This window comes from Aphanothece hegewaldii CCALA 016, assembly GCF_003007785.1.
Classification (GTDB): Bacteria; Cyanobacteriota; Cyanobacteriia; order Cyanobacteriales; family Microcystaceae; genus Chroococcus; species Chroococcus hegewaldii.
In genome coordinates this window covers 15,153-30,956 of record NZ_PXOH01000016.1, presented here as the reverse complement: position 1 = coordinate 30,956, position 15,804 = coordinate 15,153, and the positions used below count along the sequence as shown (strand labels likewise).

At 41.1% G+C, this 15,804-nt stretch carries 12 protein-coding genes; 9 read left to right on the top strand and 3 right to left on the bottom strand.

Going from position 1 to position 15,804, the window contains the following annotated elements:
* Positions 1–79 precede the first annotated feature (79 nt).
* Positions 80–1,048, top strand: a complete 969-nt coding sequence (tilS, locus tag C7H19_RS14680; protein ID WP_106457636.1) for a tRNA lysidine(34) synthetase TilS — start codon at positions 80–82, stop codon at positions 1,046–1,048.
* Here the strand turns inward: tilS and hmpF are convergent.
* Entirely contained in the window at positions 1,045–2,646 is a 1,602-nt protein-coding gene (gene hmpF, locus C7H19_RS14675) for a pilus motility taxis protein HmpF (protein WP_106457635.1), read from the bottom strand. The genes tilS and hmpF overlap by 4 nt on opposite strands.
* Positions 2,647–2,991: 345 nt before the next feature.
* On the opposite strand from hmpF, the gene C7H19_RS14670 reads away from it, so the two are divergent.
* From C7H19_RS14670 to C7H19_RS14635, 8 genes are all read left to right on the top strand, one after another.
* Positions 2,992–4,167: a response regulator gene (locus C7H19_RS14670; RefSeq protein WP_106457634.1), complete on the top strand. Its 1,176-nt coding sequence runs from the start codon at positions 2,992–2,994 to the stop codon at positions 4,165–4,167.
* Positions 4,168–4,384: 217 nt separating this feature from the next.
* A complete protein-coding gene (locus C7H19_RS14665; RefSeq protein ID WP_106457633.1) occupies positions 4,385–4,750 on the top strand; it encodes a response regulator transcription factor in 366 nt (121 codons plus the stop codon).
* 34 nt (positions 4,751–4,784) lie between these two features.
* Positions 4,785–5,315 carry a chemotaxis protein CheW gene (locus tag C7H19_RS14660; RefSeq protein ID WP_106457632.1) on the top strand — a complete coding sequence of 177 codons (531 nt, stop codon included), beginning with the start codon at positions 4,785–4,787 and terminating at the stop codon, positions 5,313–5,315.
* Positions 5,316–5,367: 52 nt separating this feature from the next.
* A complete protein-coding gene (locus C7H19_RS14655; protein ID WP_106457631.1) occupies positions 5,368–7,995 on the top strand; it encodes a methyl-accepting chemotaxis protein in 2,628 nt (875 codons plus the stop codon).
* Positions 7,996–8,014: 19 nt separating this feature from the next.
* Positions 8,015–8,806, top strand: coding sequence for an MlaE family lipid ABC transporter permease subunit (locus C7H19_RS14650; protein WP_106457630.1), 792 nt, complete (start codon positions 8,015–8,017; stop codon positions 8,804–8,806).
* A gap of 58 nt (positions 8,807–8,864) precedes the next feature.
* Positions 8,865–9,317 (top strand): YlqD family protein, encoded by a 453-nt coding sequence (locus tag C7H19_RS14645; RefSeq protein WP_106457629.1) that lies wholly within the window; start codon positions 8,865–8,867, stop codon positions 9,315–9,317.
* Between the two features lie 149 nt (positions 9,318–9,466).
* On the top strand, positions 9,467–10,747 hold the full coding sequence (locus C7H19_RS14640) for a dihydrolipoamide acetyltransferase family protein (protein ID WP_106457628.1): 1,281 nt from the start codon (positions 9,467–9,469) through the stop codon (positions 10,745–10,747).
* A 253-nt stretch (positions 10,748–11,000) separates the two neighbouring features.
* Entirely contained in the window at positions 11,001–11,975 is a 975-nt protein-coding gene (locus C7H19_RS14635; protein ID WP_106457627.1) for a PRC-barrel domain-containing protein, read from the top strand.
* Between the two features lie 175 nt (positions 11,976–12,150).
* Here C7H19_RS14635 and C7H19_RS14630 read toward each other — a convergent pair whose 3' ends face one another.
* Both C7H19_RS14630 and ftsH read right to left on the bottom strand, forming a co-directional pair.
* Complete coding sequence (locus tag C7H19_RS14630) at positions 12,151–13,665, bottom strand: aromatic ring-hydroxylating dioxygenase subunit alpha (RefSeq protein ID WP_245927545.1); 1,515 nt, start codon at positions 13,663–13,665, stop codon at positions 12,151–12,153.
* A gap of 174 nt (positions 13,666–13,839) precedes the next feature.
* On the bottom strand, positions 13,840–15,600 hold the full coding sequence (gene ftsH, locus C7H19_RS14625) for an ATP-dependent zinc metalloprotease FtsH (RefSeq protein WP_106457626.1): 1,761 nt from the start codon (positions 15,598–15,600) through the stop codon (positions 13,840–13,842).
* Positions 15,601–15,804: the final 204 nt, after the last annotated feature.

Below are 15,804 nucleotides of genomic sequence, written 5' to 3'. Positions count from 1 at the left end.
AATAGAATCCTAGAAGCTAGATAGATCTTACCCGATGGTGATATTGTTCCATCTGTTGAAAATGTTCTTTACTCTTTAAATGTGGACAAATCTGCACGCTAGATTACACACGACTTTAAGACAAACTAAATTAATTACCAAAACAGATAAGATTTTAATTGCTGTTTCTGGTGGACAAGATTCGATTTGTTTACTGAAATTATTAGTAGATTTACAGCCAAAATATAATTTTAAAATTGCTGTTGGACATTGCAACCATCAATGGTCAACGGATTTAGGTATTGCTGATTTTGTGGGAAAAATTGCCCAAAACTGGGAAATACCATTTTATTTAAAAATAGCTAATAACCTGAAAGAAACCGAAGCCGCCGCGAGAAAATGGCGATATGAAGCATTACAAGAAATCGCACAAGAACAGGATTTTAATATAATTACTACTGGACACACGAAAAGCGATCGCGCCGAAACATTATTCTATAATCTCATTCGGGGTGCGGGTGTCGAGGGTTTAAGTGCTTTAAACGCGAAACGTGAACTAAGTCCAACTGTGAGTTTAGTTCGTCCATTACTCAATGTTTCTCGTACTGAAACCGAGGAATTCTGTCAACAATTACAACTCCCCGTATGGGATGATCAAGCTAATCATAATTTGAAATACGCCCGTAATCGCATCAGAACCGAAGTTCTACCGTATCTAAAAACTCATTTTAACCCCCAAGTCGAAACAACTTTAGCGCAAACGGCCGAAATCTTGCAAGCTGAGTCGGATTTTTTAGAGACTTTAACTCAAAATTTAGCCAGCGAAATTATTGAGCTTGAACAGAAAAGGTTAAATCGAATCAAACTCAAAAATATTCATGTAGCACTAAAAAGGAGAATTGTCAAGCTTTTTTTAGAAAAAAATATGCTAAAATCGCCAAATTTTTCTCAAATTGAAGCCATTATTAATTTAATCGAAGCCCCCCAAAAAAGTAGAACATCATCATTACCAAAAAATACACAAGCAACTGTTGAAGGCGACTGGATCATCCTTAAAACGTCAGACTAATGTATCAAATGAGATAAAGATTCTATATACTGACGAGTCGCACTTAATTGATCTTGAATAGGTTGTAAAACCTCTTGCTCTAACTCAACTTGAGATTGAAATTTAGCCAAGTCAAATAAGACTTGTTGATATTGTTGTTGTTGTTGTTCAACTGCTAGAGATTTTTGCTCAAATTCTGACCACTGATGTTCAAGCATTTCCTTAAGTTGCTGTAAATTATTTTGTATATGTTCAATTTCCCTTTCTAAAGACTGTTTTTCCTCTTGTCTTTCTTGTTGCTGTTCAATCAATTGCATAACAACGGGTTCTAAATTAATTTTATTCGCTTCTTGTTCAGTATCAAACATACCGCGTCGCCGTCGCAAAACCCGAACATATTGTAATAAAATGCCTTGACGTTCCTTAAGATTTCTTCGTTGACCGAATAGGGTTTCATCAAGCATTCTTTTTCGTTCTTGTTCTTCGGCTAATTCAGCTTCAATAGACCATCGCTCAGATTCATGTACATTTTGTAATCTGGCTAACAGTTCGTCTACGGTTTGACATTGAAATGATAATTCTTCTTCTTGATCATTCACAAAAAGAACAAATTTTTCTAAATCCTTTTGTTGCTTATTAATAAGATCTTCAAGTTCAGGAATGGGCATATTTTCTAAAGAATCTCTATCAATTTTCTGCTCAATTTCTGGATCATCGGAACCTCTTGCTAGACTTAATAAAGTTTCTCTGATTTCTTGTATTGTTTGAAGATTAAGATTTAACCTTCCGAGGAATTCCCGTTTACTATTTAAAATCGTTTCTTGTATTTGAACTTGATTTTTAGCTTGCTCAATAGAGGCTCTTGTTGATTGTAGTTCTTGTTGCCGTAACTCTACAGTTTCTTGAAGACGTTTAGCCTCTTGTTGTTGTTGTTGCAAACTTTTTTTCTGTTGCTCTAAACGTTGCCAATAGCCGTCTAGAGTTGCTTGTTGATGTTTGAATGAATCGATCGCTAAATGGACTGAATTTTCTAAAGAAGAAATTCGATTTGGGTCATCAGTCAAACGTTGTATAAAAGCTTGAATAGACTGGCTTTGTTCTGGTGGAAGATTCCCTAAAGGACCGAGTTGTAACTGATTTTCTTCGAGACGTTGTTGAGCATTTCGCAGACGATCCCAAGATTCATCTAATTCCTTGCGCTGACGTTCGAGATACTCAAATTCCGATTCCATCTGCTCAACTTGTTCGAGTCTCGCTTCTATTTCCATTTCTCGACGAGTCAGTTCTTGACTTTGGTAAGTAAGAGACTGTTTCCATTGTTCGATTTTTTCTTGTTCGTCTTTTACCTTCTCCATCAAACGAGAAATTTTTTGTAATTGACGAATTAATTCTGGTGTTGCTTGTTCGGGTGCACCTTGAAGCTGACGGTTATGACCAAGCGTAATCAATACCAGAGAGCCTTCGCCCCAAGTGTTGGTTTCTTCGCAGACAATCATCTCATCACCCGGAACTGCACTCCAACTTTGATCATTATGTTGACAAGCTAGGAGTTTGAGTTCGGTTTTGATGCCGCTAATAAATCCTCTAGTTTGCTTTTTGACTTCCGCAAGATAAAGCACAAGTCGCCATCCTCTTTTACTTTTTTAATTTGTGAGCCTTTAAGTCAGGAGTGATTAAATGAATCAATGGGGCTGAAAAAAACAGTTTTTTCATGAAACACTTTTCGCTCTCCTCATAACGTTCCTTCAGAATTCATGCAGGTTTAGCGCATTGAAGACAATCGTTACAAAAATTTACATACACTTTTGTCGGGTCATTTGTGACATGACATCAGCTTTTATCCATTATCCTCGTAGTTGAGAAGTCCTGTGAGCAAGCCAATCTATTATCCAGAATAACTAGCGAGTGAAGTCATTGCCAAGAGGATACACTTAAAATTGAGAGAGGCAAATCATGGCTAGGATATGCAAGGTAACTTAAACGAGATTGATATTCGCAGTATTTTACAACTAATTGAGCTAGGGCAACGCACAGGAGAACTGTATATTCAGAAAACGAATTTACCGTCTTTGTCGCCTTTAAAGGACTTTAACGAAAAATTTTGGTATCTTTTTTTTGTCGGGGGACAAATTGTCTATGCGGCGGATCAGAGCAATAATAGCCTATTGCGTTTACGAGATTATCTACAGCCTTATCGAGAGCAAAAGCAAGCCGAATTAGATCAATTATCTTGGAACGCGACGACGACCCTCAATACTCCAGAGTATAGTTATTTGTGGTGTCTGCTAGAGAAAAATATCCTGACACCCGAACAAGGACGTAAAATACTACAAAAAATGGTAGAAGAAAGCTTATTTGACTTATTTAGTCTACTATACGGCTCTTTTATCTTTGAAATGGCTTCACCTCTAGCGCCTCAATTAACCGCCATAGAAATAGCCCCTCTTGTAACAAAAACCATCAGACAAGTTCAACAAATAAAACAACTTTATCCAGTGATTCAGCATCCAGACCAATATTTCATCATTGCCAATGAAAAACAACTACGCGGTCGTGTTCCTCCTAAAGCTTACCTTACTCTAGCCCGTTGGTCGGAACAAAAGATTACACTCAGACAACTTTTTCGCTACTTGAATCGAGACTTATTAGCGATCGCTTTGGTACTTTATCCATATGCGGAACGAGGTTGGATACAATTTGTCAATAAGGAGCCTCAACATCAAACATCACAAGTAAAACCGAAAAAAACAGACAAATCGTTACATATTGTTTGTATTGATGATGATCTGACCATTGGCAAAAGTATTGAGTTAATTTTAGCCCAATATCCCTATAAATTTACCCTGATTACTGATCCGCTACAGTCTTTGAGTCAAATATTCCAAATACAGCCCGACTTAATTTTGTGTGATATTGCCATGCCCAAACTAGAAGGCTATGAAATCTGTGGGATGTTGCGTCAGTCTAGCGCATTTCGACAAACTCCCATTATTATGCTAACGGGAAAAGAAGGATTAATTGATCGCGTCAAAGCACGTATGGCTGGAGCAACCGACTATTTAACCAAGCCATTTGGGGCAAGCGAATTGGTCTTATTGCTAGAAAAATATACCCACTCACCCATAACGGCTTTATATTAACCTAAAAATTTCTGACTTCACGTCGATTTATAGAGATCATTTGGGCAAATTAAATATGTAACGATCGTCACGAGGTTTCCCGTAGCCCAAAACAAAATGAGCATAAATAACACACGGCACTTGACCAATCAAAAAAAGTCGATGATGTTTACTCTTATTCGGTTAGAGTCAAATATAGGGTATGATTGCCCGAAAAAACCTTGTTAGGTAGGGAGTTATGAGCGAAGTTTTGCTGGTAGAAGATAATCGATCGCAAAGGGAAATGATCTCGGACATCCTTAAAAAAAATGGTCTGACCGTAATCATCGCCTGTGATGGATTAGAAGCAATAGAACATATTAAAAGATCAAGTCCTGATCTGGTGGTATTAGATATTGTCATGCCCCGCATGAATGGTTATGAGGTTTGTCGTCGCCTAAAATCTGACCCAAAAACAAAAAATGTTCCTGTTGTCATGTGTTCTTCTAAAGGGGAAGAATTTGACCGATTTTGGGGCATGAAACAAGGTGCTGATGCTTATATAGCCAAGCCATTTGAACCGATCGAACTACTGGGGACAATTAAGCAACTCCTCCGTAAGTAAACTCACAATGGATCAATAGACATGGATTATAGTCATGGTTAATCAACGAGATTTTTTCAGAGGAAATAATCAAGAAATATCAAGCGATCTTCAAGGATTACAAACCCCAGAAGGTGATCTTTATCTGCGCTTTTTTCTGCCGTGTCAAGATGAATTTGTCTTAAGAGCAGCAGGAATTCGAGAAGTGATGCAGCAACCACCCGATCGCATTACAGCGATTCCGAATGCGTCTCCTTTATTATTAGGAACCATTAATCTAAGAGGACAAGTGATCTGGGTTGCTGATCTGGGGCAGTTTTTGGGAGATTCGACCCTCTTAAACACCGATCGACCCGAAATTCCAGTTATTGCCATTGAAGATCAAGAAACAATTTTAGGATTAGCCATTGATCGTCTGGGTGAAATGGAATGGTTAGATTTAGAAAATTTACAAATCTCAACCACGATTCCTGATCAAATTGCTCCATTTGTTCAAGGTGAATGGATTAGTACCGATGAATCAGGGACAGCATTACGACTGCTGGATCATGTCGCTATTTTGCGATCGGCCCGTTGGGCGGCTTAAGAAATATTTTTAAGTAATACATTTTAATTTTACTTTCACGGGAGAGAGGCAAATGGCAGCAGGGACAGATTATATAAAACTCTATGGAAAAGCCAACGCCGCCTATTGTCAAGGTCGGTTAGATGAAGCTTTAGAAATGACGACTCAAATCATCTCAGAATATCCAGACGATGGTAATACATTATTACTACGCGGACATATTTACTTAAAACAAGCTCAATACACACAAGCACAAGAACAATATGAAACCGTTCTACGCTACAATGAGCAACCCGAATTAGTAAATTATGCTTATCAAGGACTAGAGCAAATCAAACTAGCACAATATCAAGCAATGGATGCTGAGTATGCAAACGCTGAAACCGAAGGCCTCGCTATCAGTGAACCCGCATTCGATCCCACTCAAGAATTTAATGATGATGATGATGATAATTTTAACTGGGCTAGTCACTCTCAAAATGATTCTCTCGCTTGGGATAGTGGCGTATTTAACGAATTTAGTGAGGAAGATTTAGGTGAGCCAACAGTTGGACAACCGCAACCCTATACTAATCCTTTTCAAAACGACTCAAGTAAAACTTTTAAAGTAGGCTCATCTTCCGCCAGTCAATTTCAGAATCATCCCTTTGAAACGAATCACGCATCCTCAAAAAGTGGAGTTTCTTGGCAAGATTTACCCGATGCTCCAGATGATGAGTTTCCTTTCTTTGAAGATGAAACCGATGAAAATAGTCATCCTCATCTCAATGGAATGGCTCAAACTGGAGAATCAACATTTGTCGTTTCCTCCGATTTACGCTCCTCTGCTCAAGGATCTTCTTCAATGGGTGTAGGTAGTACTTTACTCCATTCTCATGAATTTGATGCTGATACACCATCAAGCAATCTGTCGAATGATGCTCACTCATTCGATGAATATACAGATTTTGGCGATGATTCTGATATATCCCAACTTGATATTACCGATATTGCTAAAGCGATTCCCGAATCCGCTTTTTATACACATACAGGAGAACAAGACTCTGGTGAGCAACTTCGAGCCTCATCTGAAGGTATTCCCAGTAGTCAGACGGTTAGTCAACTGACTTGGAGTGAGTTTCATGGGCCGCGAGAATCACCCCCAATAGTAATGTCCGAACAGCGTTTATTTAGACCGAAAGCGGAAGTCTCTTTAGGTTTATTTGCTCCCCTCAAAAACGCCAAAATAGCCACGAAACAACTAATTATATCAACTGCGGCTGGTGTAGCTCCCGTGTTAGTCATTTTTCTGGTGAGTAGTATCGCTTGGCTTTCGGCACCCAAAGAAAAAGTAACGCCCCCAACTAAATCTAAAACGAAAACAGAAAAAGTTGTCCCCGCCCAAAAACCGACTAGCAAAACAGCCGCCATTTCTCCTTTTAGTCCGCCGATTTTATGGATGATGCTATTTTCGGGTTTAAGTGGATTTGGTGTAACTTGGCTTTTAGGACAAATCGCTATTCTTCAGGTTAACCGCACTCTTGATGAGTTACAAAAGCAGTTTGATGCCATCAGCGAAGGAAATTTTAACGTTAAAGCCACAATTTATTCTGAAGATGAATTTGGACAACTGGCTAACCGTTTTAACCACATTGCACGAGTTGTTTTAACCACAACCACTGATGCTCAACGTCGGGCAGCCGAAACGGAACAAGCGAAAGAAGATTTACATCGTCAGGTGATACGTCTATTAGATGATGTTGAAGGAGCCGCGAGAGGCGATCTCATGGTAGAAGCCGAAGTGACAGCAGACGTTCTCGGCGCGGTGGCTGATGCCTTTAACCTAACCATTCAAAACCTCCGCGAAATCGTCCGTCAGGTGAAAAAAGCAGCAGTACAAGTAAATCAGGGTTCGATCGATAGTGAATCTTTTGCCCGAAATCAATCGAGTGATGCGCTACGAATGGCCGAAGAATTAGCCGTTACTCTCAACTCGGTACAAATGATGACCGAATCGATTCAACGAGTCGCCGAAAATGCCAGAGAAGCAGAGGAAGTCGCCCGTATTTCCTCTATTTCTGCTCTTAAAGGTGGTGAATCCGTCGAACGAACCGTCGCGGGAATTTTACAGATTCGAGAAACCGTATCAGAAACAGCGCGAAAAGTCAAGCGTTTAGCCGAAGCTTCTCAAGAAATCTCGAAAATTGTCGCCTTGATTTCTCAAATTGCATCTCGTACAAATTTACTAGCTCTGAATGCTTCAATTCAAGCAGCAAGAGCAGGAGAAGCGGGTAAAGGATTTGCGATCGTTGCTGATGAAGTACGTCAGTTAGCCGATCGTTCGGCGAAATCTCTCAAAGAAATCGAACAAATCGTATTACAAATCCAAAGTGAAACCGGTTCTGTAATGACAGCAATGGAAGAAGGAATACAACAAGTCATCGATGTAACCGAACGTTCCGAACAAGCGAAAAAATCCCTAGAAGATATCATCCAAGTTTCTAACCGCATTGATAGTTTAGTACGTTCCATTACGGCTGATACGGTCAAACAACGAGAAAACTCTCATGAAGTGGCTCAAGTCATGCAATCGGTGGAACTTACCGCCCAAGAAACCTCTCAAGAATCGCAACGAGTCGGGGGATCTCTCCAAAAACTCGTATCAATTTCTCGTGACTTGCTAACCTCAGTGGAACGCTTTAGAGTGGATCACGAAGATTAGTAACAAATGATGGCTCAATATGGCTAATTCAGGCCTTCCTAAAGGCGGGCTACAAAAATGGTTACAGCGTCTCATTGCGGCAATGTTTTTAACGGGTCAAGTGTTTGTACACCTCTTGCAAGCAAAAATTCATCGCCGTAATACGATCGAGCAAATGATACTTGTTGGACCAAAATCAGCAATTATCGCACTGCTCACCGCGACATTTGTCGGCATGGTCTTTACAATTCAAGTCGCTAGAGAATTTCTAAACTTTGGGGCTGGATCTTATGTAGGAGGCGTTTTAGGCCTTGCGCTGGCCCGTGAACTTGCTCCAGTCCTAACGGCGGTTGTTGTCGCCGGACGAGTGGGATCAGCATTTGCCGCAGAAATTGGAACAATGCGCGTCACGGAGCAAATAGACGCTCTTTATATGTTGAAAACCGATCCGATCGATTATTTAGTCATTCCAAGGGTTTTAGCCTGTAGTTCAATGCTACCAATCCTGACTTTATTATCTCTAATTACAGGTGCACTCGGCGGTCTGCTCATCGGAGAAAGTTTTTATGGAATTTCATATTATGTTTTTATTAATTCCATTCGCGGTTTTCTTCAGCCTTGGGATATCATCTGTTCCATCATTAAAGCCGTATTTTTTGGAGTTGTGATCGCCGTGATCGGTTGTAACTGGGGTTTAACCACTACAGGAGGAGCTAAAGGAGTCGGACAATCAACCACAGCCGCCGTTGTAACATCTTTGTTGGGTATATTTATCGCTAACGTTATTTTATCTTGGGTTCTCTTTCAAGGGCCCGGTTCAGCAAATTTATAAGAATAAGAGGAAACACATATCCTATGATGAAGAAGACAATGTTTAAGGATAATTTTTCATGGAAGACCCTAATATGAGTTTATTGATCAAACGCCCGATCACAGTTAGAGTTATTGTAACAACCCGTTGGAAAGAAGAAGCACAACAACAATTACAAGCTCAATTACAACAATTAGACGCTCAATTACAACAATTAGAAATGCAGGGTCAAAGAGCGATCGCAGAAATTCAAAAACAGAGTATTATACCCCTATCACCTCAAGCCTCACAACAAATTGAAAATATTCAAGGACAAGTTAATCAAAAAAAAGCCGAAATCCTCGATCGTAAAAACCAATTTTTACAACAATTACAACAAGTACAACTTTTAGAACTCGATCAAGAAGTTGTACAATCCGTTCAGTTAGAAAGTTTTTTCCGTCTCGAAAAAGGCGACAATATCGTTAGTAAAATGAACGTTGAAATTGTCGTTAAAGATGGTATCGTTGAAGAGATTCGCGGTGAAATTTAACTGCCTCTTTTTTTAAAGCTTAGACACGTTAAGAGCGCTCTTAACTTTGCTCCCAATCTTTGATACCCCAATCTTTGATACAATGTCCTAAAAGAAGGACGCATCAAGCATTAATTCCTGTAGTCATTACATTTAGATCAGACCACACCATGATTCACGATATTTTCATGCCCGCTCTCAGTTCCACCATGACCGAAGGTAAAATAGTCTCCTGGGTAAAATCGCCAGGGGAAAAAGTGGCAAAAGGTGAAACCGTGGTTGTGGTCGAATCAGATAAAGCCGATATGGACGTTGAATCCTTCTATGAAGGCTATTTAGCAGTCATCCTCGTTAATGCAGGAGAAGAAGCAACCGTCGGCGCACCCATTGCCTTTATTGCCGAAACAGAAGCCGAAATTCAAGAAGCCAAAGCTAAAGCCACTTCCGACCAACCCTCCACCAGCGCCCCAAAATCGACCCCCACACCCGAACCAACTCCAGTAGCCGCCGCCGCACCTCAAGAAATAACAGCAACAGTCCCATCGGCTCCGAAGAGTCGTCAAAACGGCAGAATTGTCGCATCTCCCAGAGCCAAAAAACTAGCCAAAGATCTTGGCGTAGATATCCAAACCCTAAACGGTAGCGGGCCACATGGACGTATTGTCGCCGAAGACGTAGAACGCGCCGTCGGTAAAGTAACTCCCCCTGTAACCCCCCCTGTCACTTCCGCTCCCTCCAAACCCGTCACCCCTCCCGTTACTGCCGCCCCCGTTGCTCCAGGTCAAACGGTTCCTCTGACGACTCTCCAAAAAGCAGTTGTACAAAATATGTTGGTGAGTCTAGAAGTCCCCGTATTCCATGTGGGTTACACCATGACCACCGATGCGCTAGACAAACTCTATGGACAAATTAAGTCAAAAGGCGTAACGATGACCGCTTTACTCGCTAAAGCTGTGGCCAATACCCTCTCAAAACACCCGATCATGACTGCTAGTTATACCGAACAAGGTATCCAATATCGTTCGGCAATTAATGTAGCGATCGCGGTTGCCATGCCCGATGGCGGTTTAATTACTCCCGTTCTCCGCAATGCTGATCAGACCGATATTTACAGCCTCTCTCGCACTTGGAAAGATTTAGTTGATCGCTCTCGTGCTAAACAACTTCAACCCGAAGAGTACAACAGTGGTACTTTTACCCTATCTAACTTAGGAATGTTTGGTGTCGATCGTTTTGATGCTATTTTACCCCCCTCCCAAGGCGCGATTTTAGCCATTGGTGCATCATTACCCCAAGTTGCCGCCACTCCCGAAGGACTGATCGGTGTACAACGTCGTATGAGTGTCAATATCACCTGTGATCATCGAGTGATTTATGGCGCACAAGCAGCCGCGTTTTTACAAGATTTAGCTAAATTGATTGAAACCGATGTACAGTCTCTAACCATGTAACATCGATTCATTTAAAGATTAGCTTCGGCAAAAGTAAAACGATTCGTTAGAATGGTGGAAAAGTCACCTATAAAGCTTCCCGTGAGAATACGGAGAAATCTGTTTATAGCTCATGGGAGTTAAAACAAGAAAGTGTTACGAGCAAACTTTTAAAATTAGGATATTATCAGTAAATTATAAAAACTGTTTGCCATTGCACTCACACTATATTTAATCGTTTTAGAAGAAACTACGGTTTCAATAACAGGAAAAAATGACAACAGAAAATACTCGTTTACGTTCGGAATTTCTCAATACACAAGTGATTACTCGTGATAATGGGAAAAAGTTAGGAGTAGTCAAAGAAATCCTAGTGGATATCGATCGGCGAGAAGTTGTATCTTTTGGGCTAAGAGACAACTTTTTATCAATGACCGGAATGCCTCAGTATATGTATCTTTCCAGTATTCGTCAAACAGGTGATGTCATTTTAGTTGACGACGAAAACGTGATCGAACCGGTTGATATTGACATTTATACCACTTTGATAAGTAGCGAAGTCATTACCGAAACAGGAGAACCCCTAGGACGAGTCAGAGACTTTCAATTTGATCCCCTCAGTGGCAAAGTAATTTCTATTATTATTGCTTCCTTGGGTTTGCCACAAATTCCCGAACAATTAATCAGTACTTACGAATTTTCCATCGAAGAAGTTATTAGTAGCGGGCCCAACCGTTTAATTGTTTTTGAAGGGGCGGAAGAACGTCTAACCCAGTTAAGCGTCGGCGTACTCGAACGGATGGGGATCGGTAGACCCCCTTGGGAAAAAGAAGAAGAAGAAATTTACTACCCTCCAACCGCCAAACCTGAAAACCAACTACCAACCGGGATTCCCATTCGGACACCAGTAGAAGCAGCTAGAAGCGCACCCGCATTAGAACAGCGTTGGGATGAGGATGATGATTATGAACCTGTTCGATCGACTATGCAAGCACCCCAACAAACTTTAGCGATGCGTTATGAGGATGAATACGAAGCCGAACTAGAAGAAGATAACTGGGGTGAAGCACGTCAAGAGCGAGAAGTAGAGCGTTATCGTCCTCCCATTCAAAAAGAAGACGACTATGATGATGAAGAAGATATACAGAATGATGTCTGGGATGATGCTGACACTTATCAACCCCAACGAGTCAACATTCCTGAACGACAAAAAAATAGAATTCCTGAGTATGAAGAAGAAACAAATTAAAATTTAAGAATAATAGGGTGGTCAAAAGCCATCCTATTTGTTTTTTGCAGGAATAAACCCAAATCCGCCATATTCCTTGATAGAAGTATCCAACGCTCAAGGACTATGCCCAGTCGTGGGAAAATTCCGCACTTTTAACTATAATCTGTCTAAAGATTTTTGACTTATAGTTGCTTTAATGATTTTGAGCATGATCAAACTCATAGACATAAAACAAGCGACTAAACCTTTGTAATAAATAACCCGTCGTTCCAAAGGTAGCAGCCAAACCTAAAAACACCCAAAACAAAACAGGGGGCCAAATTCCTAAAAAAGATTCTCCCGCCCTCATTAAAACAGCTTGAACCGAAAGCGCTCGCGCATCGACCATCAGCGCAACGAGCAACAAAAGCATTGCACCCACATAAGATAATACTTTCAGACGTTCAATACGCGATACTGCCTTCTGACAAACGGTACAGTGTTGAGTATGAGTCGTCCAGACATCAAAAAGCTGGCGTTTATCTTGTTGTGGAGGAGGATACATCAAATTAGACCCACCAAACCAAGGAACACCGCCACCGGCTCGTTTTAGCAACCATTGACGTAGGGTAATGACCATTTTATCTTGAGGATTGGGGGTATAAACTGCATCTAGCCATTTTTCGGGTTGTTGCATCAGCAGTGTTTTTTCTTGATAATGTAAGAATACTAAGTCTTGATGTAAGAATAGAGAAGCCAAGACATGACCGAGCCAAGTTGGCATCGGTAACGCAAAAAATGCTAAACCTTTGGGTGTTCTTCCCTCATTATTTTTCACTAAGATTTGACAACCAATATGACGACACCATCCTGGGCGAGTGGGCGTTGCATAAAGAGCTAGAATGAGTTGTCCACCATCAGTAAAGGTCGAACTAATTTTCATTAAGCAGGGTGGCTGAAAGTCATGGACAGCATTAATAATTGTAGGATTCGTCGTCGTCACCCCAAAAGCAAACCCTTCTTGAGTTGAGATTTCCCGAATTCGGGGCATATCATAGTACTGGGCATCTCTGTAGCGATTTCCGACCAGTCCATGATGTGAAACGGGAACATGGGCGGGATCGGCAACATTTTCCATAAAAAAGTCCCACCCATAGGGCAAATCTCGAATGTTCCAAAATAATTTTACGACCTGATCTGAGTTGGTTTCTAATTCGCTTATAGTTCGAGGCTGACGAGATTGGCTTTCAATTAAAGCGTCTGAACCTGATTCGCCCCAAACCCATAATAATCCTTGCTGCTCTTGAGTTGGATAAACTTTAGCGCAAGCCTTGACATTTGCACAGATTTGTGATTCTGTAGCTGCGTCTTTGGCTTGGGGGATGCGGACACATTTTCCCGTACCTTCAAAACGCCAAGCATGGTAAGCACATAACAAGGTACCATCCGCTTCAACTCGACCTTCTGAAAGGGGGGCAAGTCGATGAGGGCAAGCATCTTCAAAGCATCGCCATTGACCTGTACCATCTTTCCACAATACTAAATCTTGGCCTAAAAGTTGCACTTTATTAGGATGACTAGGATCAAGAAAATCAACGACAGCGATCGGATACCATTGTTTTGTCCACTGAAAAATATCATCGGTGTTAACTGACAAAGATTGCTCAGTATAGTCATTGATAGAAGGGGATGACTCTTGTAAATTTAGAAAGTTGGTTTCAGTTGTCACAGGTGGTTTCTTGTTCCGTGTCGGATTGACAATTCTTAATATAACTCAAGTTCCCATGACTATAGGAAGATAGAATAATTGGCACCTCGGAACAGAAAACAGCAAAATCTATTTTTTAATTTTTTCACTTCATTTTCGTCTCTGGTTGCCAATTACTCCCATTTTCTGAGGATTTTAACCTTTGCTCAACCAAGCATTCAAACTCGCTGGGGCTTTTACTTGAGCCAGAAGGGTCTGTAACTCATCACCTTCTAAGACTTCTTTTTCTAAAAGCATTTGCGTCATAGACTCTAACAAATGCCGATTCAGTTGTAAGATGTCTAATGCCATTTGGTGAGCTTTGTCTATGTTTTGTTTGACTTGACGATCGATCTCAACCGCGACTTCCTGACTAATATCGCGTCGAGAACTACTACCGTCTAAGAATTGGGCGCTCGTTTTCTCAAAAGCTATAGGGCCTAAAGTGTCACTCATACCATACTGAGTAACCGCCCGTTCTGCTAATTCTGTTGCTTTTTGAATATCATCACTTGCACCTGTGGAAACTTTACCAAAAATGATTTCCTCAGCCCCACGACCTCCGAGCAAGGTTGTTAGCTGTCCGCGTAATTCATCTTCTAGCATTAAATAGCGATCTTCTGTGGGCATTTGTAAAGTGTAACCCAATGCGCCGATACCACGAGGGACAATAGAGATTTTGGAAACCTTCCCACCACCTGGCATCAATGCACCGACTAAAGCATGACCCACTTCATGATAAGCAACTCTTTGCCGTTCTGGGGGAGTCAAAACCCGCGATCGCTTTTCTAACCCTGCAATGACCCGTTCAATGGCTGCGTTAAAATCGGTCATTAACACTGCTTGACGCTGGTGACGTACCGCCATGAGAGCCGCTTCATTGACAAGATTCGCTAAATCTGCACCACTAAAACCAAATGTTTGATTAGCGATCTCATCAAGATTAACATCTTCTCCAAGAACGACAGGCTGTGCGTGTACTTTTAAGATTTCCACTCGACCACTTTTATCAGGACGATCCACTAAGACTTGACGATCAAAGCGTCCTGGACGACGCAAGGCAGGATCAAGAATTTCAGGACGGTTGGTTGCTGCAATAACAATTACGCCATCATTGCCGCTAAAGCCGTCCATTTCCGTCAGCAATTGGTTTAAAGTTTGCTCGCGCTCATCGTTACCTAAATTGGGATTGTTGCCGCGAGTTTTTCCGATCGCATCGAGTTCATCTATAAAGATAATACAGGGAGCCTGACGTTTAGCTCGATTAAACAAGTCGCGTACTCGTGATGCACCAACACCCACATAAAGTTCTACAAATTCTGAACCTGACATACTCAAGAAAGGTACGCCCGCTTCGCCCGCTACCGCTTTAGCGAGTAAGGTTTTACCTGTTCCTGGAGGCCCAACTAAAAGAACTCCTTTTGGTATTTTTGCGCCAATTTTGCGATATTTCTCCCCATTCGCCAAAAAATAAACAACTTCTTGAAGTTCTCGTTTGGCTTCATCGACTCCCGCGACATCGGCAAAGGTTATTCCCGTTCCATCGCGGTTGACTACGCGAGCTTTACTTTTACTGATGCCCATGTCTACACCAACACCGTTACCTGCTTTGCTAAATTTCATCAGACAGGCTAAAGTTCCTGCGATCGCCCCAGCAGAAATGAGCAAACCTAAGATATTTTCAGCAGTTGATGAGTTGTTGGTGAGATTTGTATAGTCTACGCCATAAGTTTTTAATAGACTAACTAAACCCTCTATTGATCCAGAGAGTGTAGTGTAATATTGATTACTACCAAATTCTGATTTTAAAATATACTCAATCCGATCTGACTTAATGATCACGTTTTGAACCTGTGAGGATTTAACCTGATCAATAAATTGGCTATAAGCTGATTGAGAAGGGTTTCTTGTTTCCATGTCTGATCACATTCCTGCTGAGGAAAAGAAGATGATTGATTAAATTTCTTACTATGTTGATTGTCCCGCGACTGATTTGTAGGGTATAGATGAAATTTCCCCACTCTGATTGAGGGTCTTCCGCAAGTGTTGCTACTGCACTTAATTTCTAAAATAATGGCTCAGGCGAGAGTTGAACTTGCGACCTTGGGCTTATGAGTCCCC

What these genes read in the sequence shown, in the direction of transcription:
- C7H19_RS14670 (WP_106457634.1), top strand. Translation starts at nt 2,992, where the DNA reads ATGCAAGGTAACTTAAACGAGATTGATATTCGCAGTATTTTACAACTA.
- C7H19_RS14640 (WP_106457628.1), top strand. Translation starts at nt 9,467, where the DNA reads ATGATTCACGATATTTTCATGCCCGCTCTCAGTTCCACCATGACCGAA.
- C7H19_RS14645 (WP_106457629.1), top strand. Translation starts at nt 8,865, where the DNA reads ATGGAAGACCCTAATATGAGTTTATTGATCAAACGCCCGATCACAGTT.
- ftsH (WP_106457626.1), bottom strand. Translation starts at nt 15,600, where the DNA reads ATGGAAACAAGAAACCCTTCTCAATCAGCTTATAGCCAATTTATTGAT.
- C7H19_RS14655 (WP_106457631.1), top strand. Translation starts at nt 5,368, where the DNA reads ATGGCAGCAGGGACAGATTATATAAAACTCTATGGAAAAGCCAACGCC.
- C7H19_RS14635 (WP_106457627.1), top strand. Translation starts at nt 11,001, where the DNA reads ATGACAACAGAAAATACTCGTTTACGTTCGGAATTTCTCAATACACAA.
- C7H19_RS14665 (WP_106457633.1), top strand. Translation starts at nt 4,385, where the DNA reads ATGAGCGAAGTTTTGCTGGTAGAAGATAATCGATCGCAAAGGGAAATG.
- C7H19_RS14660 (WP_106457632.1), top strand. Translation starts at nt 4,785, where the DNA reads ATGGTTAATCAACGAGATTTTTTCAGAGGAAATAATCAAGAAATATCA.
- C7H19_RS14650 (WP_106457630.1), top strand. Translation starts at nt 8,015, where the DNA reads ATGGCTAATTCAGGCCTTCCTAAAGGCGGGCTACAAAAATGGTTACAG.
- tilS (WP_106457636.1), top strand. Translation starts at nt 80, where the DNA reads ATGTGGACAAATCTGCACGCTAGATTACACACGACTTTAAGACAAACT.